This is a genomic window from Peribacillus loiseleuriae (genome assembly GCF_001183985.1).
Classification (GTDB): domain Bacteria; phylum Bacillota; class Bacilli; order Bacillales; family DSM-1321; genus Peribacillus; species Peribacillus loiseleuriae.
Window position 1 is genome coordinate 856482 of the sequence record NZ_LFZW01000001.1, and the last position, 24561, is coordinate 881042.

A 24561-nucleotide genomic window follows, 5' to 3' on the forward strand; every position below is an offset into this window, starting at 1 on the left:
TTATCTAGCTCCATAAAATAGCCCAAATTTTGGCCATACGTAAAGTGGTCAAGATTTGGGCTATTCTCTTGATCATCACGGAAACGTGAATAAAAAAAGAATTTTATATAAGACTGGTTGGCGGTATATCCATCGTCAAATCTACTGGATATTGCATTTAAAAATACAACAGGTCAATTTTATAAAAACGATACGCTAGTGTTTTTGTTTTAGTTTGTTTGAAATATTATCCGTATAAATAAAACCTAGAATAGGTTAAATGTCTTACTTGATCTTCCAACTCCCCTTCTTTCCACCTATTTACCATAAAATTGCGGACTAGATATAATTGTAGGTGATATTAGGAAAAAAGAGAGGGGAGCTTGATCATTATTTTAGGAACAAAGAAAACCACCTTACCAGCTTCCTTGTTTGAAAGGATAAGAGGAGGCAGACTAAATGAAAATGTTAGATGTAGATGCGTTACATAAGGGAATCGATGCTACAATTGAAAAATTGTTGAGCTTGCAGAATAAATGAAACAAGTAGAAAATGATGTAAAAGGATTGGTTGCCCTAGACGATTGGCTTAAAGGAGAGGGAGGGAAGGAAATCCGTTCCTATTCAAAATGTGAATGAAGTTATATGTGAAAATAATATCGACTTGAAATCTACTTTTTTGGATCCCAGCTAACTGTTGAATATGCATTGTTTTATGATGCTTTAGATCTTTGTCCTGAATAATAAAGTAACTTAATGAGATTTCGAAGGTTATTTGATAAAGGAGCACCTTAAATAGTATGTTTGAATAAATGAGTGGTGGTCAACAGATTGCCACTCTTTTAATATGAATCTTTGATGATCTTTTTAGGTATACTATGGTGGAAAAAAACAAGGAGATAACGGAACATCCCCTTTTCAATCATTAACTTTTTAAAATATCTTCAATTCTATCAAGTTCTTCTTGAGAGAATGAAAGATTATTTAATGCAGCAACATTTTCTTCGATTTGACTTACTCGGCTTGCGCCAATTAATGCAGAAGTAACCTTTCCACCTCTTAGTACCCAAGCAAGTGCCATTTGCGCCAGGTTTTGACCGCGTTCAGCTGCCACTTGATTTAATTTTATTACGCGATTTACAACGTCTTCACTCACTTGATCCGTTCCTAATGCACCAGTAGATTTAGCAGCTCTGGAATCAGTCGGAATGCCATTTAGATATTTATTTGTTAAAAGACCTTGTGCTAAAGGACAGAAAGCAATCGATCCAACACCATTTTCTTGTAATACATCCTGTAAGCCATCCTCAATCCAGCGGTTCAACATGGAATAGCTTGGTTGATGAATGACGAGTGGTGTGCCTAATCGATTTAGGATTTTAATCGCTTCCTCTGTTTGTTCCGCATTATAACTCGAAATGCCTACATATAATGCTTTCCCTTGGCGAACGATTGAGTCTAACGCACCCATCGTTTCTTCCAAAGGCGTGTTCGGATCTGGACGATGTGAATAGAAAATATCGACATAATCCAGCCCCATGCGCTTTAAACTTTGATCTAAACTTGCGACAAGATACTTCTTCGACCCCCATTCACCGTATGGGCCTGGCCACATATAATAACCAGCTTTTGATGAAATAATCATTTCATCCCGGTAAGGAGCAAAATCTGTTTTTAATATATTTCCGAACATTTCTTCCGCAGATCCTGCAGGAGGACCATAGTTGTTTGCTAGGTCAAAATGGGTGACTCCTAGATCAAATGCTTTTCTGAGCATTGCGCGCCCATTTTCATATGGATCCACTCCGCCGAAGTTATGCCATAGGCCAAGTGAAATCGCTGGAAGTTGTAGTCCAGATTGCCCGCTTCTATTGTATTTCATTGTGTCATATCTTGTATCATCCGCTCTATAAACCATTGTAAACCTCCTAAAGAAGTGATACTTCATATTATAATACTTCACCTTCAATTGTCGATATTTTTAAACTATTAATATAAAGCGTTTTCAAACGAGCTGGATATTAAGTAATTTACCATTGCGGTACGATAGGAATGTCTACAGTCACTTTGTGTATGTGATCATAAATAAAAAATAGTAGTAATTTTTGATATTGTGTATAATTTAATGCAGCAAATTAAATGATCAGTTTTATCCAACTAGCAGACATTTACATTTAATAGAGCAATAGTTAACATAAATAATGTGATTATTTAACTCATTTGTATTTTTGCAGGTTATTAGGGAATTCCAATAGTCAAAAAGGTTGTAAAAGTACAAGTAAAGAAGTAAGGATTGAAGATCCTCAAACTTCTGGGTGCCTTGTTTGAATGAATCCATTAATCATCTAGAAAAATCTATATGATTAAAATCGAAGTTTAAAATGGGGGGCGAGTCCATGAATGAACAGTATTATGATGCATTACTAAACATAAAAACAGCAGGTGATCAAAAGGGATTCAATCATTCTATGCATTATCATCGGTATGAGCCAACACCATACAGTGCGCTCGAAATATTATTTAACACCTATGAATTGAAAAGTAGTGATCGGGTTGTTGATTTTGGTTGTGGAAAAGGGCGGTTAAATTTTTATATCTATCATTTATTTCAGGCGACTGTTGTTGGGATTGAAATGAACGAAAGGTTTTGTAAAGAAGCGATTGAAAATCGAACAAGATATATGAAAAAAGCAAAAAACAGGACAGATAAAATCCATTTCCATTGCTGCTTAGCAGAAGAATATCAGATGAATCCGTTAGATAATCGTTATTATTTTTTTAATCCATTCTCTATTCAAATTTTTATGCAGATTATTAACAATATCTTGCTTTCAGTTGAGGAATTCAAACGGGAAATCGAGCTGATTTTGTATTATCCTTCAGATGATTATCTCTATTTTTTAGAGAACCAAACGTCATTTGAATTAAAAGAAGAAGTCATCCTGCCAGACTATGCGCATAATCCTTATGAGAAATTTTTAATTTATCGATTAGTTTATTAGAAGGATATATGGAGGTTGTTCCAAAGAGGGGACACGCATTTGGGACATCCTCTGGTGATTGAGTATGTCGGTTAAAGAGGAAGGATTTTTCTCTTGTCAATTAAATACCAGCAGGTGACCAGAGTTAGAAAAAGTTGCCGGTTGTTTCTCCCTCCAAAATGTATAACACTTAAGGTAGCAAGAAAGCAGTCAAACACATAGGAGGGAAATTATGAAAAATAAGAGATTGCTACTTTCACTAATGATTTGCATGGCCATTATTTTTTCTGTGGTTACTATTCAGCCTTCTGTTTCCAAAGCACAGACAGATGGTCATGATCCAGTTATCTTCATTCACGGTGCAGGCGGAAACAGCGCAGCCTTTTACGGCATAAAAAATTACCTGAAAAAACAAGGCTGGTCCGATGATGAACTGTATGCTATTGAATTGATGAATAAATCTGGTGTTAGTTTGAATAATCAAAAACAACTTGCTTCTTATGTAGATGAAGTGTTAAAGAAAACAGGAAAGAGCAAGGTTGATATTATTGGACACAGTGCGGGAGGCCTGAATACCCTGACTTATATTCTCAATGGTGGGGGAAGCAAGGTAAACGATGTGGTAACGTTGGGTTCTCCAAACAAATATGTAACATCGAAAGCTCCCGTAGGTACAGATCCTAACCATAAAATCCGTTATACTTCGATTTACAGTACCAATGACTATGTGGTACCCACTTGGCTTTCAACACTTCAGGGAGCGAAAAACGTTCAAATCAGCGGTGTAGACCATGTTGGAATGCTCGTCAACAGTAAAGTCTACGAGCTGATTAAAGAAGGGTTGAATGGCGGAGGAGAAAATACAAATTAACAAAAGATTCTTATCTTGAGCTTAGTTTAACAATATTAAGCATAGACAGAAATCAAGAATGATATGGATTGAGAGTTTCAATACTGCTAGATACTTGATTTATAGAGAAAACAAGGGCTATCCTAAAGTCGTACTATTGACTTATCGGGTAGCCTTTTTTTCTCTAAAAAATGTATAGAAAAGCGCATAGTAATAAAGTGATTGGCTACTTTTCAAATACAGCCGAATGAAAGAGTTGCTTCAAGTTGAATCGAATAATATCTCCCAAACAATCCACTAACCTGATTTTTAGGACGATAAATTTGTAGTCGTTACTGATTATTAGGTAATTTCTCTTCAGGATGACCGTTACCTTGCCTCTTTTTATTTTGCTCCTCTTTTTTCTGTGTATCATGTAGTTTCTCAACATAGTCATGTGTGCTTTCTTTTTTCATCGTTATTCCTCCTCGTTTATCAAGTAGTTTTTAATGTAACCAAAAACCTTAGAAAGATGTACAACCAACAAACGGAAATTCTTTATTCAGCATTAACGCAATAAAGAGGTATATTTTTTATTAAGAAGTTTGGTGCTTAGTTGTAGCGTCTAACCCTAACCCTCAAAGTTATAAGCCAATCAATCTGATTACTCCTCATACATTTCGCTTGTATCATACTAACTTTTAGCAAATGAATTCCAAAAGGTGGGGAGGGAAATAGACGAGTATCGAAAGGAGCACGTTAGTTGGAGAATAAACAGTCCAAGTAGGTTAGTAAAGCACCAAAACTTGCGAAAAATCGTTGTATAAACAACAAAGTTTGCAAAAAGTGCTTTAAAATATAAAAAATAGAAACTATATGGTATATACTCTGTAATGAAGAAGGGTGATGAGGAGTGATGGCTACCAACTATGACTACAGAAGTTGAATTTATAAACGTCAGTAAGACATATTTGAATCGGCAGGAGGTAGTGCATGTATTAAAAGGGGTTAGTGGGGAGGTAGAAAAAGGGTCGATTGTCACTATTATTGGACCATCGGGATCAGGGAAGAGTACGATTTTATCTCTTTGTAATTTGTTGCTTACTCCTGATGAAGGGGAGGTACGCATTCAAGGAAAGGATGTTCGAAATTGGGATATCCAAAAGCTTAGACGGCGGGTTGGTATTGCCTTTCAAGGTGCTCCTATGCTCACGGGAACAGTACTTGATAATTTGTCTTTGCCTTTACGACTGCAGGGTAGAACGTTAGAAAATCCAAAGAAGTATATGGAGTTTGTCGGACTGACAGAAGATCATTTATCACGTCAGGCCAAAGAGCTTTCAGGTGGGCAGAGACAAAGATTATCGCTTGCTAGAACACTTGTGAACGATCCAGCTATTTTATTGCTCGATGAAGTGACATCTGCATTGGATTCTTTGTCTGCACATGAGGTAGAAGAACTTATTTTACGGATTAACCGTGAACAGAATACGACGATTCTCTGGGTTACTCATGATCAATCGCAAGCAGAAAGAGTAGGCGATCAAACGTGGCTCGTAATCGATGGAAGAGTAGTCGAAGCGGCTCCTACTAAACAATTTTTTGTTAAGCCAAAAGAAGAGCAAACGAAACAATTTTTGGAGTTGAGGAGGGGGTACAAATGAGCTTGATTGCCCTTCTCTGCAGTTTTGGATTTGTTATTTTTTCCTTTTTTCTTTCGCAAGCATTTAAATTGGGACTTGGTCGAGACTTGATTATTACGAGTATTCGGGCCACCATTCAATTATTGATTGTTGGCTATATTCTTAACACGGTATTCGGTTTTGAGAATCCACTCGCTATGATTTTGATGCTTCTAGTTATGGTGTTCGTAGCAACTAAAAATGCAGCAAAACGCGGCAAAGGTTTGCCACGTATTTTTTGGAAAATTTTCTTAACGATTAGTATCGTTGAGATTATCACTCAAGGGTTTTTACTGGGATTACAGATTGTACCGGCGACTCCGCAATATATTATTTCTATTAGTGGGATGATTATCGGGAACTCAATGGTTATCGCCAATCTTTTCTTAAATCGTTTAAAAGCTGAGTTGGAAATGAGAAAAGAAGAAGTGGTGCTCGTCTTATCACTTGGAGGCAGTGTCAAACAATCCATCTATCCAATCTTAAAACAATCCATACGGTCCAGTTTAATCCCAACGATTGAAGGGCAAAGAACAATTGGTCTAGTCCAGCTTCCTGGCATGATGACCGGACAGATTATAGCTGGAGCTGACCCTGTACAAGCTATTCGTCTTCAACTATTGATTGTATTTATGATCTTGTTTGCAGCAGTCCTGACCGCTATTATCTTAGCGTTTCTCATTTATCCAAAGTTATTTAATAAGGATCAGCAATTGGATATCAGTGCTTGGTAAAATACAAGATTTGTGAATTCAAGTAAAAAGAAAGGTGATAAGCATGAACATTACAATCAAACAAGAAACCAGTTCGGATTATCGAACAGTCGAAACTCTGATAAAGTCAGCTTTTGAGACTGCAGAGTATACAGACCATGATGAACACAATCTAGTGGCGAGACTGAGAAAGAGTGATGCTTTAATTCCAGAGCTCTCCTTGCTTGCCATGATTGAGAACGACATTGTGGGTCATATTTTATTTACAAAAGTCACGATACATAATGGTAAGGAAAAGCGCCTATCCCTTGCACTTGCACCAGTTGCAGTTTTACCTAATTACCAAGGTAAAGGGATTGGTAGCAAGCTCATTCTAGAGGGAATAAATCGAGCAAAATCGCTTGGGTTTGGATCTGTGATTGTGCTCGGGCATAAAGATTATTATCCGCGTTTTGGATTTGTTCCAGCAAGCAAATATGGGATAATGGCACCGTTTGAAGTACCAAATGAAGCGTTTATGGCATTGGAGCTGAAATCGGGAGCCTTACATTCTGTTACTGGAACCGTAGAATATGCGAAAGAATTCTTTACATGAGTCAGCTAATTGAATGAAACGGAGTTAGTGAAATGTCAGTAATTGATTTTAAAGCAGCTCAAAATGGTCGAAGCTTCCTAAGAATATACAACAGATCCTCATAAACAATGTTTACTGCTCCTCATGTGGAGAGACTACAATTACAGAACTTACGTTGCATAATGACAAATTGGGTGTTGTTCTCAAAGGTATATGTAAGAGATGCGGGGAGAATGTTGCAAGGTTGGTAGAAGTTAAGTAAAAAGGGTGAAAGTTCCAAGATCATCTTTAGGTCTGAATGTATCGCAGCAAAAAAACAAATAATATTTATACCATCAATTAAACATCAAACGAATTGGAAGGAAGAATCATTATGAAATTGAATCAAATTGTGGACAATGTAAAATCGACTTTTCGACAAGCAGCTGTCCTTGTGAAATCTGCCATTACAGGAACATATACTACGATCCAAGAATTGGCGGACTATGTACTTCATCATTCAGAAACACAAAGGATGAACCGCACTCTTTTGGGGATCTCCTATTCGTTTTATCATTTGGAAAAAGAGGGGATTCACTATTATTTAGAAATGAGGGATTCTCATATTTTACAGTTAGACGTGCATACGGCTGACCAAAAGATTGTATCCTATCGTTCTTATCGTGATCAAGATCAGTTACATACAAAACGAATCTGGCGTTAAAACCGCCACCCTTTACCGTGAGGGAGCCATCCAGTAGCATGCTACACTCGCCTAATCACACTGGTGGCGGTGCGGAGCCGGAATTTTGGCTGCTTTTTCTCGATAAAATCCGTATACCTGCTAAGTAGATTGGCTATATGAGTAAGTCGCGAAGTCCCGTCCCCATGTCCTTCATACTAAAATGAAAATTTCCGAGCCGCGTTTAGGTCAATCCTAATAACAATAAGCGACCTGATTATCTTTTTAGAATAACCAAGTCGCTTAACTTTTTCCTATAATCATGATGTCTTTCCTTTCACTTTATCATTTGGTCTTCCAATGGTTTTGGTGCATAATCATCAAATTGATTAAACATATAAGTGAGGTACGAGTTTAATTCAAATCGATCTTCTTGAAAAAAATCGGTCAGCCTTTTTGTGTCCATTTGCAATAGATTCACCTCCATTTAACTAGTAAACTGCCTTTTTATTATAATTGCCAAACTATGATTCTTTTATACATGAAAAGTAAAAAAATAGTGAAGTTTAAATGAATGGTATAATCCATTTTTTTGTATGAAGGTAAAGAGGGGAAAGAGCTACACTATCCTAAGAAGCATGAACGAATAACACTAATTCGTGAGTAAGAAAATGTTGCTCCGAAACCCCCAGCTTATTGTAGGAAGTTTGGGTATTTATGAATGAAGACGCCCTTCATACTAGATGTTGGCCTTTAAACACGATATTCATTTCTTCTATACTATGTTTATAAAAAATCTTCTGTATTGGCCCCGCCTTCGCCAATTACAATGATGACCCCGCATGTCATCCGCCTATAAATGATTTTAATAGAAAACGCTTACATTTGCAAATGTTTCTGTTAATCAAATTTCGACATAATACTAGGACAATTTACTTCTTGGTGACTTCAAATTCTTTTCAGTGTATAGATGATGGATTGTCTTCCTTACAGAGACTATTCGTAAATCCAAAGTATTGTCGAATAAAATCCGAATGGCGTTAAAACGTCATCTGTTGCTATGAAGGATTTATCATGAAGCACGCTATACTCGCCTAATCAATGGTGGCGGTGCGGAGCAAGAATTTCGGATGCATTATAGATCATGAAAGTATACCTGCTAAAGTAGATTGGTTATCCTAATAAGTCGAAAAGCCCGTCCCCATGTCCTTCATAAAAAAGATGTCAGCCTAAATAGACGACATCTCTTTAAATAAAGTAAGGTTTTTAGTACGTATCATAATGAGAGATTAGTGTATTGTGCCACCAATTTCACGAATATCATCTTTTTCAGTAGCTGCAATGACTGCTACGGTTTTGAGCCCACGTACAATAACATCAAGACTTAAACTAGGAGAACCATTTTCAATCGTTTGCTCTGGAATATATGGAATATGGATAAAACCGCCACGGATTTGCGACGCGTGATTAGTTAAATAGTGCATTAATCCATAAAATAGATGGTTACAAACATAAGTCCCCGCTGTGTTGGAAACGGAAGCAGGGACTCCATCTTTCCTCATATGATGAACCATTCGTTTGATCGGCAAAGTTGACCAATATGCAGCTGGGCCGTCCTCTGAAATAGGTTCATCAATTGGTTGGTTTTTCTGATTATCTGGAATTCGTGCATCATCGACATTAATGGCGATTCTCTCAGGAGTTATTTGTGTACGTCCCCCAGCTTGGCCAACACAAATGACTACATTTGGCTCATATGTTTCAATCGCTTTTATCGCGGCTTTGATTGAATCGTGAAAGACAGTAGGCACTACTTGAGTTACGATCTCTACGTCATCTATGATAACACCTTCTAATTGCTTGACTGCTTCTAGAGCTGGGTTTACTGTATCATTCCCGAATGGCTCGAAGCCAGTTATCAATACCTTTTTTCTCATCATTAAACCTCCCATTTCACAAGTAAATACATAAGTACGATATTGAATGCAAGCACTAGTAATGCTGTTGGAATTTGGACACGAATGACATGATTTTTATCTTTCAAATCTAATAAGGCGGCAGGAACGATATTGAAATTTGCTGCCATTGGTGTCATAAGTGTTCCACAATAACCAGCAAACATAGAGATTGCAGCAATGTGATTCGGATTTGCGTCAAATTTTGTAATCAAAAATGGTACAGCAATGCCAGCAGCCATTACCGGAAACGCTGCGAATGCATTTCCCATAATCATCGTAAATAGTGCCATTCCAATACAGAATACAAAAACGATCATAAATAAGGAATTTTCCGGAATGAACTGAGTCACGAGATCAGATACAACTGTTCCGACTCCAGCTTTTGTAAAGATTGTTCCTAATGTTGCTAAAAGTTGTGGCAATACAACAGCCCAGCCAATTGCTTCTAAAAGTCGGCGAGATTCCTTTATCGCTGTTTGTGGGGTGTTTTTTGTCAACATCATCGCTGTAATAATTGCAATCAAACAGGCCACACCTAATGCAACTAAGGTTGTATTTTTGGGGTCAAAGATAAATAAGGAACCAATTTTTACTCCTTCGAATCCTTTTGCTCCGGCAACTGTTAAGAGGGGGATAAGTAGGGCAGGTAAGAATAACCAACTGCCTAAACGTTTACGCTGTGTTTCTCGCTGTTGATCGGATGATTCACCATATTTTCCTTTGCGAAGCCCACCCATACCAACGATAAGTACCATCAAAATAACCATTAGCCCAATATAAAATGGTGGTATAACACTTCCTAATAATAGAGTGATGGAGTAGATGAAATAAAATAATCCGGATAAAAGTCGACGAGGATTCGCTTTATCGGCAAAAGTATATAAGGAACAGCATAATCCAATGATCCCCATTACAATGTAAATAAATTCTACTGAAAAAATCATCGAATCACATCCTTCTTAGCTTTTGAACCTAATTTACGATCAAGCTTTTTATCCAACAAGTAAAGTCTTATTGAATGAACAATAAAGGCGAAAATCGCTGTTGGAATTCCCCAAAGCGCCATTGAAATTGGATCTGCTTCAATTCCATTTTGATCAAAGAAGCCTTTCATTAATAAAATCGCCCCAACGGCGACAAATATATCCTCACCGAAAAATAAGCCGATATTATCAGCCGCCGCCGCATGGGCACGAATTTCTTCCCGATCTTCCTCTGGCACTTCACCATATTTTGCCTTAGCAGCTCCTTCAGCCATCGGTGCAAGAAGAGGTCGCACGGTTTGAGGGTGCCCACCAATGCTAAGTAATCCGAGAGCAGCTCCAACTTCACGGCACAGTAAATAAATAGTGATAATTCGACCGGCCGTCGCTGCTTTAATTTTTGAAACGAGGTGCCCTGCTTGATTTTGTAACCCACTTCTCTCTAAAAGCCCAATTACCGGAAGTGTTACGAGTAAAATCGACATATAACGATTCGTTGTGAATGCTTCCCCAAATTGCGTAATAATATCCACGATAGGTAAACCTGCAATTAAGCCTGTTACCAAACCGGAAACTGTCACGACAACAAGCGGATTTAACCTTATTGCAAAGCCAATAATAATTAAGGCAACTCCAATTAAAACCATCTAACCACATCTCCTTAGAATAATGTCTAAAAAAGGGTCTAATCACGCACTCTACACACAGTTCATAGTGATACATACGCTTAATTTGAACTGTATATTGCGGTTAGTATCTGACCCTTTACATATGGGACAACCTCTTTAATTTTATATAAACGTTATTTTAGCATAATTATAAGAAGGATAGATAGTCAGTATTTTATGTGAAATTAATTTATTCTTGGCATTTTATTCATCATCAAATGAAAAGTCGAATTAGATAAGTGGTAATTGAAATAGGTGTTGATGAAGGTGAAGTTCAAAAAATGAATATAATCATCATTAAACACGCATTCTCCCCATTTTCAAGCTGAAGAAAAGACAAGTGAGGAGGAGTAAGTGAAATGGAGACGTAAAATTGTCGAGTTTCTTCTTTGATATTGTGGGTCTTTTCTTTCATACATCTAGGCTTTGTTATTGATTCCTCAAATGTACGATTTAGTGGACATGAGTGCTACCTCTACTCCCTAAAGTTAGTCAAATAGTGACGAGGGCTTCAGTATGCTATCGAAAAGTGATAAAATTGTACCTTGGAATCTAAGTTGTATAGGAAAGCAGCCTTACATGTTCGCACTTGTTTAATGATCTTGAAATGACTAGTAAAGATGGAGGATTATATGAAAGACAAACGATTTAAAATAGCCCATAAGGAAGCAAAAATAGGAGTCGCACTTGTTGTAATAAATTTTATTTTGTGGTTTGGTTTTGCTTACGGATTAGGTTCAGGTGACCCAGCCTCTTATAACTATGTGTTTGGCCTGCCAGAATGGTTTTTTTACAGCTGTGTCTTAAGTTTTATTGTGATGTTCATCCTTGTTGTATTTAGTGTGAAATTCCTGTTCAAGGAAGTTTCGTTTGAAGAGGAAGAAGAAAGAGGGGATCACACATGAACTGGCAAGTTATTATTCCTTTACTTTTATTCTTAGTCGTTATATTTTCTGTTGGTTTCTGGGCAAGTAGGTACGTTCGATCAACAGACTCCTTTCTCCAAGAATATTTTCTTGGCGATAGACAGTTAGGTGGATTTGTATTAGCCATGACGATGATTGCTACATATGGAAGTGCTAGTAGTTTTATCGGTGGTCCAGGGGTGGCATATACGAAAGGGCTTGGATGGGTTCTTCTTTCCATGGCACAGCTTCCCGCAGGCTACTTTGTATTAATGGTTTTAGGAAAGAAATTTGCAATTATCGCACGTAAATACAAGGCGATTACTTTAATTGATTTTTTGAAGGAAAGGTATAAAAGTAAGGCCGTTGTCATCATATCGGCCATTAGTATCATCGTGTTTCTATTCTCTTCGATGGCCGCGCAATGGGTAGGGGGAGCAAGGCTGATTGAATCTTTGACAGGTTTGTCTTATACTACAGCATTGTTTATTTTTGCTGTTTCAGTTCTCGTGTATGTCATAATTGGTGGCTTTAGAGCTGTCGCTTTAACCGAAACCGTTCAAGGGGTCGTCATGTTATTGGGTACGATTATTTTACTAGTCGCTACTATTATAGCTGGTGGTGGCATACCCAATATTATTCAAGAGCTTGTGGCGGAAAATCCAAACCTTGTCTCCCCTTATGGAGCGGAACGAGATTTAACACCTATTTATGTTTCTTCTTTCTGGATTTTAGTAGGAGTTGGGGTTATTGGTTTACCGCAAATCGCAGTGCGAGCGATGTCCTATAAAAATTCAAAGGGAATGCATCAAGCAATCATCATCGGAACTTTTGTCATCGGAACAATTATGCTTGGGATGCATGTAATCGGCGTTTTTGCAAGAGCGATTCTACCGGGCATTGAAATTGGCGATAAAGTCATGCCGACGCTCACGCTAGATGTTTTACCGCCATTTTTAGCAGGCCTCGTACTCGCTGCACCAATGGCCGCCATCATGTCTACCGTGAACTCGCTATTAATTTTGATTAGTTCAGCGATTGTAAAGGACCTTTATTTAAACTATCTAAACCCAAAAGCTACCGAAAATCAGGTGAAACGAGCGAGCTTTTGGGTTACGACACTAATAGGGGTTTCCGTGATCCTCTTTGCCTTAAGCCCACCAGATTTGCTCATTTGGTTAAATCTATTCTCATTCGGTGGGTTAGAATCAGTCTTTATTTGGCCGATTGTCTTTGGGCTTTATTGGAGTAAAGGAAATAAATATGGAGCCATTTCATCGATGATTGTCGGGATGGGATCCTATATTTTATTTGACCGACTCAATCCAAACGCTTTAGGCATGCACACCGTTGTTTTACCTGTTTTTTTATCACTCATTGCTTATGTAATTATTAGTAAGATGACAGATAAATACGTACTTTCATCAAATCTGCATTTAGAATCAAATGGATGAGCAACTGATATCTGTACAGAATAGGAAAAAGCGTCGTGCATCATCTGTATTATCGATGGTGCATGGCGCTTTTTTATTAACTAAAGGAAACTGCCTTATTCATTCAAATCCCCGCAATTCTTCGCTAAAAGATTCAGCTGATCATGAATCTTTTGATAGACAATTTTTCGTTCTTTGTTAAAATCTTCGCCATCCCTGAAATAAATGGAGGGATCAGCGATAATTTTTTTTTACTTTTACTGGCATATAAAGGGACAAAACATACATGTTGACCTGTGATTTTATAATAGTATTTTTCTAAGTAAAGAAAACCTTCATACATTGCGTTCGTACGTGAAGACGTATCACTGTAATCTATATCTGGAAAAATGACGATGTCTTCTCCGTTTTGTAAGGCAGCAACACTCTGGTTAAATGTTTGCATGATTTGTCTAGAACCTCTATATACAGGGATCCCTTTTCCTGAATGTACAAGCTTTGTAATGAGATAGGATAGCGGCAACGCACAGATTTTAGCAAGATGTTTATTCATCCCAATTCTTTTTGTAAACGTGTATTTCGCATATTGCTTATAACAGGCTGTTTGATTAAGAAAAACATGTAGAATCCAAGCATGTAAACTTTTTGGGAACCAAAGCATAATGACAAATGGACCAAATGTATTTTGATGGTGGGAAATATATGCGACAGGACCGCTTATTTGATTTGGGATTTGAATATGGTATGTAGGAGACATCTTTCTGATGATAAATTGGACAAATCGAAAAAATGTCCCGTAAAAGTTACCTTTCATTATGTTCACCGATGACCTGCCTTTTGGTATTATTATCATTTTTAAACACCCAATAAAGTTGAATTTGATGGCTGATGCTCCCTAATAAAAGGACGATGCAAATTTTTGCGAGAATTACATTCATACCCATATAGATCGTTGCCGAAGCTACCAGCACGTAGGAAGCTAACATAATTCCGATACATAATAGATAATATTTGAAAATCGAATGGGTTAGTTTGTTCTGACTGCTAAAAACAAATGTCCGATTCATATAGAAATTGCTTGAAGAAGAAAGGACACGGGAAACAAATATGGCAAAAAAAATGCGAACTTCAAGCGGTAATCCGACTAATAGCACATTGTTTAGCAAAATAAAACTGCTGATATCAATAACACCCGACAGTATTGTTGAATAAAAATAACGGAGAAATCCAGAGAGAAGTTTTGTAAATATCTTGATGGAATCGAATACAGAATGATAATGCGAACTGGCATTATTATCAAAGTATAATGTCTGTATCGATATCTCATTAAATGGGATATTCTTTTTGTTTGCATAGATTAACATATTGATTTCATATTCGTAGCGTTCTCCTTTAAGTTCCAAAATCCTAGGGAGTTCTATAGTTGGAATGCCTCTTAACCCGGTTTGGGTGTCTTTTAATTTAGAACCATATAAAAATTGAAAGAAAAAACTTGTGATCCTGTTACCAAGTAAACTTCGGAATGGTACATCGGCTTCGCTAAAATCCCGAACACCTAGAGTGATATCGTTTTCATTGTTTTCTAGTGCGCGAGCGATTATACACACATCATCTACGGCGTGCTGCCCGTCAGCATCAGCTGTTACCACACCTTTTAAATGTTGATATGTTTTAAGAAAATATTCAAAAGCAGTCTTTAATGCTCTACCTTTCCCTTTATTAATATCATGCGTTAAGACCGTACAATGTTCAATCACGCTTAATTCAGTGAAAATATACGTTAAATCTTCTTTACTACCATCATTTATAACAATAATTTCGGCTGCCCCTTCTGCTAATAATCTGTGGACATAATCAACCAAACTGATTGTTAAGGACAGGAATTATTATGGCACAATTGTTCATAATAATAATCTCCTTTAAGTGATATCTCACACCTTACATAAATATTCAGCTTCTTATAGAGGAAGGTTCTAATAATTGTAAAAGGTAGTGGAAAAAAGCCCAAGGAGTAAATGGGTGCAAAGTGCTATGTGGATATAATATTTAAACTTTTTTAACTACTTTTCTTATATATTTTTCTATATTAAAATATGACTCGGCATCATGGTTTATGTTTACTAATGGGTTTATCTCCGGTGTTACTTTGCAAAAATAGTGGTAACCGAGATTTCGTTAAATTATGCTTGGTATTTAAACTGTTTCAAGTGGAAGGGGATTAGTGGATAATTCTCAGATTGGCTGTTGTGCGAAGAGAAGGGGCTACTAACTGTGGATCAGGGGTTAGTCACCCCCACCTACTCGATCTAGTCACGATATATCAATCTCGATACCCTAAATGACGGGAAATATTTATTGATGTATCCCGTGCTTTTTTAACTAGCTCGTCATTCACTCGTTCCATAGTAATGCGGTTACTTGGACCGGAAATACTGAAGCTTGCGATTACTTTACCTTGAAAGTCCCATATCGGTACGGCAATGCAACGGATGTCTTCTTCATTTTCGATATTGTCCAAAGCATAACCTTGTTTTTTCACAGTTTCAACTTCTTCTTTTAGCCCTTCTTTTGTTGTAATGGTCTTAGCTGTTTTAGATATAAAGTCAATCTTTGAAACGACTTCTTCGTACTCAGCCTCACTCATGCCGGATAGTAAAATTTTACCTACACCAGTACAGTACATCGGTGCTTTGCTACCAATTCGAGAGTACATTCGAATCGTTTGATTACTTTCAATTTTGTCAACATACATGACTTTACCCTTATCTTCTATACACAGATGGATTGTCTCATTTACATCTTCAGACAGCCTTTCAAGAAATGGTCTGGCAATTTGAATAACCGTTACATTACTTAAAATATTACGTGACAAATAGATGAGTTGGTAACCAAGCTTGTATTTTTCTGTCTCGCCATCTTTAACGACGTAGTTCATATTCAAAAGTGTAGATAGAAGCCTGTGAGTTGTGCTTTTAGATAGACCCACTTGATCTGATAAGCGGGTGATCTGGATCCCATCCGGATAATCTGACAAAACATTTAATAGAGTGAGTGCACGTTCTAATGATTGAACATTTGACATAATTCTCCTCCTTCTCCTGAATGATAATAAAAGTATACTTTATAAAAGGCTATGTTAAACAAGATTGTTGATAAAAAGCTTTTGGGGACATCCTCGCCAAGAGCTAAAATGAGAGCCTTAATCAACATTGCCTTACCAAAAGAGGTACTCGTAAAAATTTCATTGGAAATTTTGAAATGCTGTTCCGTGTAATCATATTAGAATTAACTTGCTTTGTAAATACAGGGGATTCAAGGGGACAAAGTAGCTGTGAAGATACTGGAAAATAACTTTTTCAACAATAATAATCTTTCTGTTGAAAAAATTCAGAAACTAGATATAATTAATTTATGGAATGTTGTTCCGTTATGTGGAACGGTTGAGGAAGATCTTTTTTTGAAATGCATTTTTTGAAAGCGGATTCAATGATTATTAAAAAGGCTATGAATCTAAAATACTTATCTAATTTCAAACCTTGAGAGGATGGAGAACGTTATGGATATTATTACAATTGGGGATGGCATGATAACGTTTGATCCCCAGACAAAAGGCCCGCTTCGTTTTGTGCATCAATTTGAACGAAAAATTGGTGGAGCGGAATTAAATGTCATTTTAGGATGTGCTAGGTTGGGTTTAAAATCCGGGTGGATCAGTCGGCTAGGAAAAGACGAATTCGGCCGGCATATTATAAACACTATGCGCGGAGAAGGTATTGACGTTTCGGAAGTGAAAATGGTCGAAGGTTATGCAACTTCACTGAACTTTAAAGAGGTTCAGGAATCAGGTTCTGGTCGCACTTTCTACTACCGTACCAAATCACCAACGGAAACATTAACACAAGAATTATTACCGGAAGAGTATATTCGTCAGGCAAAAATATTACATGTAACGGGTGTATTCCCTGCTATTCAAGAGAACAATCGTGCTGTCATTTTACGAGCACTGCAAATCGCAAAAAAACATGGTGTGAAAGTTTCGCTAGATCCAAATATCCGGTTACGACTTTGGTCGAAAGAACAGGCGCGAAGCACAATACTATCCTATTTACCGTATGTTGACTATTTGCTTGTTGGTCGAGATGAGTTAGAACTGATCTTTGAAACTTCCAATGATCTGGAGTTAATTGAAGCAATGAGCCTCTATACATTTGAGCAAGTAATTGTGAAAGATGGGGCGAGTGGATGCTATTCACTTATCAACGGTGCTTGGGTACATACACCAGGAATGCACGTTGCTAAGGTGGTTGATACTGTTGGCGCGGGAGATGGGTTTGATTCAGGCTTTTTATTCGGCACTATTCGAGGATGGCCCATTCAAAAAACTCTTGAGTTTGCCAATGCGATAGGTGCAATGGTTGTTCAAGTTCAAGGTGACAATGAGGGGCTTCCATATTTAGAAGAGGTAGAAGTCTTTTTAGGGAAACGGGAAATGATTGAGCGGTAAGTGATAGTTGAACGTTTAATAAAGATTGGATGAAAACGAAACAACTTGCTCACTGAAAAAAGTTTTGAAAGGAATGGATGAATCATGATAATAGACAAACTTAAGCAAATCCCAGTTATACCGGTCTTACGAAAAATACCGTATGAGAAAAGTTCAGCCATTGTGCAAGCATTATTATCTGGAGGTATAAAGGTTGTAGAAATTACAATGGAAACGGAACATGCCGAAGATATGATCCGTGAATCGGTTTCATCATTCGGTGATCAAATGATCGTCGGAGCGGGCACTGTACTAGATATCGAAGACTGCAAGCGTGCCATTGATGCAGGAGCACAATTTCTAGTCGCACCGGTCCTAGATGAAGACGTAATTCGTTATTCATCTGAACGAGGAGTTCCCACCATTCCTGGTGTATTTACTCCAAGTGAAATGCTTCGTGCGTTTAAACTAGGGGCCCCGATGGTTAAGTTATTTCCTGCTTCCGTTCTTGGACCAAACTTTATTAAAGATGTCAAAGGGCCGCTAAGTCATATTCCTATCATGTGCACAGGTGGAATAACAATGGATACTGCAAAACATTATTTGGATGCAGGTGCAACAGCAGTCGGTGCCGGAAGCGCTTTACTACGGAAGGATTTGATTGCAGAAAGTAATTGGGGAGGTCTTACGGAGGAAGCGTTAAGGTGGATGGAATCGATTAAAGCGATGAACAGTAGCACCAGCTCCATGATGAGGCTATAACAAGGAAAAGAAATATGAACCGCTGAATAGAGAGGGGGATCATTATGTAAGCAGGTTTATATAGATCTGAAAAAAACGTACAGGTTGGTGAATTAGCGAAACCTATCCATAAGGAAAATGAAGCCCTTATTAAAGTAGCTTATGCTGGGATTTGTGCAACCGATATGATGATTTATTCAGGTAAACGTCCGCGTGCAAAAGCACCACACACAATGGGGCATGAATTTAGTGGAGTTATCGAAGAGATAAATGGGGAATCACAGTGTAGTTAAGGGGATCGCGTTTGTTATAGAACCTACAATCAGCTGTGGCAAGTATGAGGCTTGTTTATCAGGTAACTCTCATGTCTGTAAAACGTTAAGAGTAATTATTAGTAGTAGATAGCGGTTGGATGGGAAGATAAGCTGAGTCGTCTTTTGATTCTGATAATTCTATCTATAGTATATTTGCAAAAAGGAAGTAATAACTGTCCCTGCTAAATTGAATACTAGAAAGAGGATTATAGTATTCAATATGATATTAGATTTATACATCAGAAAGATACACAGTTATGTATCTTTCTGATTAATAATTATCGTATAACGCCTTTAATGTTTTTTCTCGAAAGTGAATTCTATTTTTATAATCCTTTGCGATAAGTTCGGTATAGATTAAATCAAATAGCAAAAAGAGTGGCAAGGATGGCGAAATATTCTGTCCCATATGCATATTGCTTTTATTCATGGCGAGTAGAGTTAGGTCAGCTAGCTGTGATAGCTCAGAGTCGTTTTCACCGGTGAAAACTAAAATGGAGGCCCCTTGTTCCTTCGCAATACTTATTGCCCGAATGACTTCTTTCGTCCTGCCAGTGACAGATATTCCAATCACAACACTTTGGTGTGTGCTTAGTGCTGCGTCCATCACGGCTTGATGTGGATCGGTAATGGTTTCAACATTTAATCCGATTCGAAAAAACTTTGATTTAAATTCCTGGGCAGCTACACCTGAGTTACCGATGCCATAAACATGGATTTTACTTGCGTGAGTAAGTAGGGAGACGGCTTGTTGAATGTCAGGATATGTGACTTTTCTAAAGGTATTTTCAATAATATCCAGGTGATTTTGATATAGTTGGGCAAAATAGTCCATTTGTTTAATAGTAGTCGTAGTGCTTGGTTTATCTCTGAGGTCCACATATCTTTTTAGTTCATGCTTAAACTCATTGAATCCCGAAAAAGATAATTTTTGACAAAAACGAGTAATAGTTGCTGGTGAAATATGCATTTTCTTTGCAATTTGACTACTAGTTAATTGACTGGTTTCATCAGGGTGTTTAATGATATATTGAGCAAGTTCTACTTCTGTGCTTGTGAATTTGTCCATACTGCACTCAATTCCATGCAAGAGGTTTTCACCTAAATACTCCATGTTGTTCACCTATCTGTGTGGGATTTTTACTGCTATTTTTTATATTATAGGATACCCATTCCGCTTGTCCAATTTACATGAGTGTTCCGATCCATAATAAAAATGACTCAAAGCAATCAGCCGAGTCATTTTTATTATCTATTAGACTTTGTAAAAATCGTTTGATTAATAAATATTATTTAACAGAAGTCGAAATTTAATCTGAACAAACGATTAGAGCAAAGCGTCAACAAATCGTTTTGTAATTTGCTGTGGTCTTGTAATGGCTCCGCCAACTACTACAGCATGAACATTGATATCTAATACGGAACGAGCAATTTCTGGCGTAGAGACGTTTCCTTCCGCAAGAACTTTAGCATGTTTCACTACTCCTACGATTTGTTTAATGACCGCGTAATGATTGAAATCAATTGTCAATCCTTGTGTTTCAGCCGTATAGCCATATAATGTTGGAGCAACGATATCAAATCCTAGTTGATCCGCATGAATGGCTTCTTCTACAGTTGAGACATCGGCCATTAGAATCGCCTGAGGATATTTAGATCTTACCTCGTGATAAAACTGATCTAATGTGCTCCCATCAGGTCTTATGCGTGCTGTTGCATCAGTCGCAATGATTTCAGCACCTGTCGCCATTAATGCATCAATCTCTTTCATAGTAGGAGTGATAAAAACAGGATTCTCTCCATACACTTGCTTGATGATTCCGATAACTGGAAGGTCTACTTGCTTTTTGATTTCTAAAATGTCAGAGACCGAGTTTGCACGAATTCCTTTGGCGCCACCTTCTTTAGCTGCAACAGCCATGCGCCCCATGATATGGGAACTGTGTAAAGGTTCTCCCTCCAAAGCTTGACAAGATACAATTAATCCTTTAGTGATTTGATCTAATACTGATTGCATTCTGTACACTTCCTTGTTAGAGTGATAATCTTCATTCATGTCCTAAGTACTCTTCTACTTCGTTTTTAACAATAGTAACCTGTGGGCCGTATACAACTTGAATACCATTGCCTTTTTTCACAATCCCCTTTGAACCGGTTTGTTTAATCACATCATCCTTAACCAAGGATTCATCTTTAACAGTTACTCGAAGTCGAGTGGCACAACAATCTACTACATCAATATTAGTAGCTCCACCTAATCCTTCGACAATTGTTTTTGCACGATCAGTAGCGGTCACTTGTTGTGCAACAGTCTGTTCCTCATCTTCACGTCCAAGAACTTTGAAATTTTTTCTCTTAATAAGGAATTTAAATGTGAAATAATATAAGAAGAACCAAGGAATACCGATTAGTAATACATAAATCCAATTTGTTTTAGCCATACCTTGAAGGATACCAAATAATGTGAAATCAATGAATCCTCCAGAGAAAGTTTGTCCAATTGTAATATTAAAGATATCGGCCATCATAAAGGCTAACCCGTCAAACAAAGCATGAACAAAATAGAGTAGTGGAGCAACAAACAAGAAACTAAATTCAAGTGGTTCGGTGATTCCGGTTAAAAAAGAAGTTAAAGCTGCTGAAAGAAGTATCCCTGCAACGACTTTTTTATTTTTTGGCTTAGCACAATGATAGATAGCAAGAGCCGCTCCTGGAAGACCAAACATCATTGTAATGAAACGACCAGACATAAACCTTGAAATGCCTTCATAATAGTGTTCGGTGTTCGGGTCGGCTAATTGTGCAAAGAAGATGTTTTGCGTACCATTTACAATATGCCCACCAATTTCCATCGTACCACCTAATGCTGTTTGCCAGAATGGTAAGTAGAAAATATGATGTAATCCCATTGGCCCAAGCATACGTAGAATAAAGCCATAGAAAAATGTTCCGATTGTACCTGTGCTTGTAACTAATGAACCTAATTGATTAATGAAAAGTTGGAAATAAGGCCAAACGATAAATAAAACGGCTCCCACGATAATCGATGTAAAAGAAACAACGATCGGGATGAAACGAGAGCCTCCGAAAAATCCCAAAACCTGTGGTAACTGGATCTTATTGTATTTATTGTGTAACAGGGCCGCCACAATCCCAATGACAATCCCACCAAAAACACCCGTTTCTAATGTTTGGATACCAACTGCCATTCCTTGGCCTGCACCAGCTAAATTATCTTTAGCAAGTTTCCCGGTAATGGAGAGCAAGGCATTAATTGAGCTATTCATTACAAAATACCCAATCATCGCAGCCAGACCAGCTGTTCCTTTATCTGAACGGGCCAGACCTACTGCAACACCGACTGCAAAAATAATCGGTAGGTTACCAAAGACGATACTCCCTGCCGCGCTCATAATGGTAAAAATGGCTTGAAGCCATGCAATATCTAAAAATGGATAAGCTGAAACCGTATTTGGGTTTGATAGCGCCCCACCAATACCAAGCAGCAAACCAGCAGCTGGCAAGACAGCAATCGGAAGCATAAATGATTTACCAAACTGCTGGGCTTTCTCAAAAGCATTTTTCAAAATTATTCCCTCCTTGTGTGCGAATCATGTTGTTTATGTTATAAGGTACCCCTTATGGGCTTATTATATATATGCGGAAAAGCGCTTTCAATGGAATGGCTGGAGATATCAAGCTTTTTCAGCGATTGGACGATTAGTTTGAAAGGATTTTCAATTGAAAAAACAATACTGATAATTATAAATATACTAATGACTCTTGGGATTGATTTATGAGGAATTCAACTTAACTGAAAGAATGAATGCCACTTTTCTTCGAATGGTTTTAGATGATTACTTGTGATTACGACTGATATAGATCAAGACTAAGCGAAAATCGGGAGATCCCGAGCCACATATCAAGATTTACGATCCAGAATCAAGATTTACGCGCCAGAAGGAATACATTACGATCTGTAATGAAAGTAAAACGGAAATCTTTCATTCAACATTAATCATTCGAATGTTTGAAGGCGACTGACACTCTATTCTTGTGAAAGGACTTCAAAATTGTTAAATTATTTTGTAAACAGATAATTAATTAGGCTGGGATGGTTCATGAAGAAAGCTTTAATCATTATAGACGTACGAAATGCTTTTGATGATCAGAAATGGGGGGAACGAAATAATCCAAATGCAGAAGAAAATATAAGTAAACTACTAAAACTGTGGAGAAACAAAGGGTGGCAAGTGATTCATATTCAACATTTGTCAGATTCTCTACATTCTCTTTTTCATCCGAAAAGTGATGGCTTTATTATCAAAGAGTTGGTGAAGCCACTAGAAGATGAAGTTGTCCTAACTAAGAAGGTAAATAGCGCGTTTATCGGAACCAATTTAGAAGAGTTTCTAAGATCAAGTGAGATCGGCACAGTTGTCATAACAGGTTTGACGACACCTCATTGTGTCTCGACAACGACAAGAGTGAGTGGCAATTTAAGATTCCATACACACATACTATCTGACGCAACTGCGGCTTTTGGTCTGAAGGATCAAAATGATCAATATTATGATGCAGAGACAATCCACGCTATTTCTCTTGCTACTTTGCATGAAGAATTTGCTACTGTTTTAACGACAGAACAACTTATTAATAAGTTAAGTCTAAGATAGGGTCACAATGTCTGTGTTAGAGTATCTTTTAGAGTAAGTGATTCATATAAATGGAAGTGGTACAGGAACTGAAGTTTGTCGAATAACAGAGAAAAGGAAATGAATAATTGAGACTGTACCACTCAAAAGGGCCAGCCTCATTTCATTTATGAACGCTGAATCATCGAGGTGGAATAGTTTTTCACTAATTTTTGTAGATTTTTATGTCCTTCTCTTACTTTAATTGTTTCTTCAATGATTTTTTGGAAGCCTTCCAAGTCTTTGTCGGATGCATTCAATACGGATCTAGTCACACTTTCGGCGATTTGTTGTAGGTTTATTTCTGAACTCATAGACAACGACCACCTTTCCACTTATTTGTTAGGGCATGTGTTTCTCCACTTTACTTATTTATGGAAAGAGTGTGCAATTTCCTGCTAGTCCATTGATAAACTTATCTACAATTATCAGCAGGTTTCCTAAGCGTTAGTGTAATTTCAACAAGGCCGTCGGATTTTAGAAGGGATATTAGCTCTTTCCTATTTTCTTCCTCGATAATGACTTTTATAAAAGAACTCCAACTGTATTAACAGGTATTCCTTTAGCGATAGCGGCTACGATTTATGAAGGTTTAGGCGGTGACGCTAATGTAACATCCGTTGATAATTGTACAACTCGCTTAAGAATTGAAGTGAAAAACATGATTGCTCAAAAAATGATTAAGGCTACAGGTGTACCGGTAATTAATATTGTCGGTCCACAAAGCATTCAAGTTATTGTTGGAACACAGGTACAATTCGTAGCAGATGAAATCATAAAGCTTAGAAATCATTGATCAGAGCAAAGAGTGTGGAAACTTTCCGCGCTCTTTTTGTATGAAGGACATGGGCGGGGCTTCGCGACTTACTAACATTGCTAATCTACTTTACAGATATTCTTATTTTATTTAGAAAGTATTTCAAAATCCGGCTCCGCACCGCCACCATTGCGATTAGGCGAGTGT

The 24561-nt window shown here is 37.5% G+C and carries 25 protein-coding genes and 1 pseudogene; 13 read left to right on the forward strand and 13 right to left on the reverse strand.

Annotation, left to right across the window (positions count from 1 at the left end; translation table 11 throughout):
• Positions 1 to 903 precede the first annotated feature (903 nt).
• Complete coding sequence (gene mgrA, locus AC625_RS03825; protein WP_049680071.1) at positions 904 to 1896, reverse strand: L-glyceraldehyde 3-phosphate reductase; 993 nt, start codon at positions 1894 to 1896, stop codon at positions 904 to 906.
• 478 nt (positions 1897 to 2374) lie between these two features.
• On the opposite strand from mgrA, the gene AC625_RS03830 reads away from it, so the two are divergent.
• Entirely contained in the window at positions 2375 to 2980 is a 606-nt protein-coding gene (locus tag AC625_RS03830) for a methyltransferase domain-containing protein (RefSeq protein WP_049680072.1), read from the forward strand.
• A 211-nt stretch (positions 2981 to 3191) separates the two neighbouring features.
• Positions 3192 to 3830 carry an esterase/lipase family protein gene (locus tag AC625_RS03835; RefSeq protein ID WP_049680073.1) on the forward strand — a complete coding sequence of 213 codons (639 nt, stop codon included), beginning with the start codon at positions 3192 to 3194 and terminating at the stop codon, positions 3828 to 3830.
• Positions 3831 to 4141: 311 nt separating this feature from the next.
• Here the strand turns inward: AC625_RS03835 and AC625_RS25400 are convergent, their stop codons facing one another.
• Positions 4142 to 4264, reverse strand: a complete 123-nt coding sequence (locus tag AC625_RS25400; protein WP_082190935.1) for a DUF4023 domain-containing protein — start codon at positions 4262 to 4264, stop codon at positions 4142 to 4144.
• 453 nt (positions 4265 to 4717) lie between these two features.
• Between AC625_RS25400 and AC625_RS03840 the strand changes: the two genes are divergently transcribed.
• The 4 genes from AC625_RS03840 to AC625_RS03855 all read left to right on the forward strand — a co-directional run bounded on the left by AC625_RS03840 (position 4718) and on the right by AC625_RS03855 (position 7460).
• Positions 4718 to 5452 (forward strand): ABC transporter ATP-binding protein, encoded by a 735-nt coding sequence (locus tag AC625_RS03840; RefSeq protein ID WP_049680074.1) that lies wholly within the window; start codon positions 4718 to 4720, stop codon positions 5450 to 5452.
• Positions 5449 to 6204 (forward strand): ABC transporter permease, encoded by a 756-nt coding sequence (locus AC625_RS03845; protein WP_049680075.1) that lies wholly within the window; start codon positions 5449 to 5451, stop codon positions 6202 to 6204. The genes AC625_RS03840 and AC625_RS03845 overlap by 4 nt, the downstream gene beginning before the upstream one ends.
• Before the next feature lie 43 nt (positions 6205 to 6247).
• A complete protein-coding gene (locus AC625_RS03850) occupies positions 6248 to 6778 on the forward strand; it encodes a GNAT family N-acetyltransferase (RefSeq protein ID WP_049680076.1) in 531 nt (176 codons plus the stop codon).
• A gap of 352 nt (positions 6779 to 7130) precedes the next feature.
• A complete protein-coding gene (locus AC625_RS03855) occupies positions 7131 to 7460 on the forward strand; it encodes a hypothetical protein (RefSeq protein ID WP_049680077.1) in 330 nt (109 codons plus the stop codon).
• 295 nt (positions 7461 to 7755) lie between these two features.
• On the opposite strand, the gene AC625_RS28105 is transcribed toward AC625_RS03855, so the two are convergent.
• From AC625_RS28105 to AC625_RS03870, 4 genes are all read right to left on the reverse strand, one after another.
• Positions 7756 to 7890, reverse strand: a complete 135-nt coding sequence (locus tag AC625_RS28105; RefSeq protein ID WP_281177278.1) for a hypothetical protein — start codon at positions 7888 to 7890, stop codon at positions 7756 to 7758.
• Between the two features lie 817 nt (positions 7891 to 8707).
• The gene (pcp, locus tag AC625_RS03860) at positions 8708 to 9355 is read right to left on the reverse strand and encodes a pyroglutamyl-peptidase I (RefSeq protein ID WP_049680078.1); all 648 of its coding nucleotides are present in this window, start codon (positions 9353 to 9355) and stop codon (positions 8708 to 8710) included.
• A 2-nt stretch (positions 9356 to 9357) separates the two neighbouring features.
• Positions 9358 to 10320, reverse strand: coding sequence for a DUF979 domain-containing protein (locus AC625_RS03865; protein ID WP_049680079.1), 963 nt, complete (start codon positions 10318 to 10320; stop codon positions 9358 to 9360).
• Positions 10317 to 11006 (reverse strand): DUF969 domain-containing protein, encoded by a 690-nt coding sequence (locus AC625_RS03870; protein ID WP_049680080.1) that lies wholly within the window; start codon positions 11004 to 11006, stop codon positions 10317 to 10319. The genes AC625_RS03865 and AC625_RS03870 overlap by 4 nt, the downstream gene beginning before the upstream one ends.
• A 641-nt stretch (positions 11007 to 11647) precedes the next feature.
• Here AC625_RS03870 and AC625_RS03875 point away from each other — a divergent pair.
• Positions 11648 to 11932, forward strand: coding sequence for a YhdT family protein (locus tag AC625_RS03875; protein WP_049680081.1), 285 nt, complete (start codon positions 11648 to 11650; stop codon positions 11930 to 11932).
• Positions 11929 to 13386, forward strand: coding sequence for a sodium/pantothenate symporter (panF, locus tag AC625_RS03880; protein WP_049680082.1), 1458 nt, complete (start codon positions 11929 to 11931; stop codon positions 13384 to 13386). The genes AC625_RS03875 and panF overlap by 4 nt, the downstream gene beginning before the upstream one ends.
• Before the next feature lie 133 nt (positions 13387 to 13519).
• Here the strand turns inward: panF and AC625_RS03885 are convergent, their stop codons facing one another.
• The 3 genes from AC625_RS03885 to AC625_RS03895 form a co-directional block, all read right to left on the reverse strand.
• Positions 13520 to 14188: a lysophospholipid acyltransferase family protein gene (locus tag AC625_RS03885; RefSeq protein WP_245644930.1), complete on the reverse strand. Its 669-nt coding sequence runs from the start codon at positions 14186 to 14188 to the stop codon at positions 13520 to 13522.
• A complete protein-coding gene (locus AC625_RS03890; RefSeq protein ID WP_049680083.1) occupies positions 14169 to 15227 on the reverse strand; it encodes a glycosyltransferase in 1059 nt (352 codons plus the stop codon). The genes AC625_RS03885 and AC625_RS03890 overlap by 20 nt, the downstream gene beginning before the upstream one ends.
• A gap of 458 nt (positions 15228 to 15685) precedes the next feature.
• Complete coding sequence (locus AC625_RS03895) at positions 15686 to 16447, reverse strand: IclR family transcriptional regulator (protein ID WP_049680084.1); 762 nt, start codon at positions 16445 to 16447, stop codon at positions 15686 to 15688.
• 474 nt (positions 16448 to 16921) lie between these two features.
• Here AC625_RS03895 and AC625_RS03900 point away from each other — a divergent pair, with 474 nt between their 5' ends.
• From AC625_RS03900 to AC625_RS28445, 3 genes are all read left to right on the forward strand, one after another.
• Complete coding sequence (locus tag AC625_RS03900) at positions 16922 to 17869, forward strand: sugar kinase (protein ID WP_049680085.1); 948 nt, start codon at positions 16922 to 16924, stop codon at positions 17867 to 17869.
• Positions 17870 to 17953: 84 nt separating this feature from the next.
• A complete protein-coding gene (locus tag AC625_RS03905; protein WP_049680086.1) occupies positions 17954 to 18610 on the forward strand; it encodes a bifunctional 4-hydroxy-2-oxoglutarate aldolase/2-dehydro-3-deoxy-phosphogluconate aldolase in 657 nt (218 codons plus the stop codon).
• A 104-nt stretch (positions 18611 to 18714) separates the two neighbouring features.
• Positions 18715 to 18882 (forward strand): alcohol dehydrogenase catalytic domain-containing protein, encoded by a 168-nt coding sequence (locus tag AC625_RS28445; RefSeq protein ID WP_425415475.1) that lies wholly within the window; start codon positions 18715 to 18717, stop codon positions 18880 to 18882.
• A gap of 292 nt (positions 18883 to 19174) precedes the next feature.
• Here the strand turns inward: AC625_RS28445 and AC625_RS03910 are convergent, their stop codons facing one another.
• From AC625_RS03910 to AC625_RS03920, 3 genes are all read right to left on the reverse strand, one after another.
• Positions 19175 to 20017: a MurR/RpiR family transcriptional regulator gene (locus AC625_RS03910; protein WP_049680087.1), complete on the reverse strand. Its 843-nt coding sequence runs from the start codon at positions 20015 to 20017 to the stop codon at positions 19175 to 19177.
• Positions 20018 to 20230: 213 nt separating this feature from the next.
• Positions 20231 to 20920, reverse strand: a complete 690-nt coding sequence (locus tag AC625_RS03915; RefSeq protein ID WP_049680088.1) for an N-acetylmannosamine-6-phosphate 2-epimerase — start codon at positions 20918 to 20920, stop codon at positions 20231 to 20233.
• A gap of 31 nt (positions 20921 to 20951) precedes the next feature.
• Entirely contained in the window at positions 20952 to 22490 is a 1539-nt protein-coding gene (locus AC625_RS03920) for a PTS transporter subunit EIIC (RefSeq protein WP_049680089.1), read from the reverse strand.
• 534 nt (positions 22491 to 23024) lie between these two features.
• Between AC625_RS03920 and AC625_RS03925 the strand changes: the two genes are divergently transcribed.
• Positions 23025 to 23579, forward strand: coding sequence for a cysteine hydrolase family protein (locus AC625_RS03925; RefSeq protein WP_049680090.1), 555 nt, complete (start codon positions 23025 to 23027; stop codon positions 23577 to 23579).
• Between the two features lie 146 nt (positions 23580 to 23725).
• Here the strand turns inward: AC625_RS03925 and AC625_RS03930 are convergent, their stop codons facing one another.
• Positions 23726 to 23911 (reverse strand): hypothetical protein, encoded by a 186-nt coding sequence (locus AC625_RS03930; RefSeq protein ID WP_049680091.1) that lies wholly within the window; start codon positions 23909 to 23911, stop codon positions 23726 to 23728.
• Positions 23912 to 24165: 254 nt separating this feature from the next.
• Here AC625_RS03930 and AC625_RS25415 point away from each other — a divergent pair.
• Positions 24166 to 24393: pseudogene (locus AC625_RS25415) on the forward strand (PTS sugar transporter subunit IIB); the annotation flags it as partial.
• Positions 24394 to 24561: the final 168 nt, after the last annotated feature.

What these genes read in the sequence shown, in the direction of transcription:
- AC625_RS03870 (WP_049680080.1), bottom strand. Translation starts at nt 11,006, where the DNA reads ATGGTTTTAATTGGAGTTGCCTTAATTATTATTGGCTTTGCAATAAGG.
- AC625_RS03855 (WP_049680077.1), top strand. Translation starts at nt 7,131, where the DNA reads ATGAAATTGAATCAAATTGTGGACAATGTAAAATCGACTTTTCGACAA.
- pcp (WP_049680078.1), bottom strand. Translation starts at nt 9,355, where the DNA reads ATGAGAAAAAAGGTATTGATAACTGGCTTCGAGCCATTCGGGAATGAT.
- AC625_RS03915 (WP_049680088.1), bottom strand. Translation starts at nt 20,920, where the DNA reads ATGCAATCAGTATTAGATCAAATCACTAAAGGATTAATTGTATCTTGT.
- AC625_RS03875 (WP_049680081.1), top strand. Translation starts at nt 11,648, where the DNA reads ATGGAGGATTATATGAAAGACAAACGATTTAAAATAGCCCATAAGGAA.
- AC625_RS03840 (WP_049680074.1), top strand. Translation starts at nt 4,718, where the DNA reads ATGACTACAGAAGTTGAATTTATAAACGTCAGTAAGACATATTTGAAT.
- panF (WP_049680082.1), top strand. Translation starts at nt 11,929, where the DNA reads ATGAACTGGCAAGTTATTATTCCTTTACTTTTATTCTTAGTCGTTATA.
- AC625_RS03900 (WP_049680085.1), top strand. Translation starts at nt 16,922, where the DNA reads ATGGATATTATTACAATTGGGGATGGCATGATAACGTTTGATCCCCAG.
- AC625_RS03845 (WP_049680075.1), top strand. Translation starts at nt 5,449, where the DNA reads ATGAGCTTGATTGCCCTTCTCTGCAGTTTTGGATTTGTTATTTTTTCC.
- AC625_RS03850 (WP_049680076.1), top strand. Translation starts at nt 6,248, where the DNA reads ATGAACATTACAATCAAACAAGAAACCAGTTCGGATTATCGAACAGTC.
- AC625_RS25400 (WP_082190935.1), bottom strand. Translation starts at nt 4,264, where the DNA reads ATGAAAAAAGAAAGCACACATGACTATGTTGAGAAACTACATGATACA.
- AC625_RS03895 (WP_049680084.1), bottom strand. Translation starts at nt 16,447, where the DNA reads ATGTCAAATGTTCAATCATTAGAACGTGCACTCACTCTATTAAATGTT.
- AC625_RS03910 (WP_049680087.1), bottom strand. Translation starts at nt 20,017, where the DNA reads ATGGAGTATTTAGGTGAAAACCTCTTGCATGGAATTGAGTGCAGTATG.
- AC625_RS03835 (WP_049680073.1), top strand. Translation starts at nt 3,192, where the DNA reads ATGAAAAATAAGAGATTGCTACTTTCACTAATGATTTGCATGGCCATT.
- AC625_RS03865 (WP_049680079.1), bottom strand. Translation starts at nt 10,320, where the DNA reads ATGATTTTTTCAGTAGAATTTATTTACATTGTAATGGGGATCATTGGA.
- AC625_RS03925 (WP_049680090.1), top strand. Translation starts at nt 23,025, where the DNA reads ATGAAGAAAGCTTTAATCATTATAGACGTACGAAATGCTTTTGATGAT.
- AC625_RS03830 (WP_049680072.1), top strand. Translation starts at nt 2,375, where the DNA reads ATGAATGAACAGTATTATGATGCATTACTAAACATAAAAACAGCAGGT.
- AC625_RS03930 (WP_049680091.1), bottom strand. Translation starts at nt 23,911, where the DNA reads ATGAGTTCAGAAATAAACCTACAACAAATCGCCGAAAGTGTGACTAGA.
- AC625_RS03905 (WP_049680086.1), top strand. Translation starts at nt 17,954, where the DNA reads ATGATAATAGACAAACTTAAGCAAATCCCAGTTATACCGGTCTTACGA.
- mgrA (WP_049680071.1), bottom strand. Translation starts at nt 1,896, where the DNA reads ATGGTTTATAGAGCGGATGATACAAGATATGACACAATGAAATACAAT.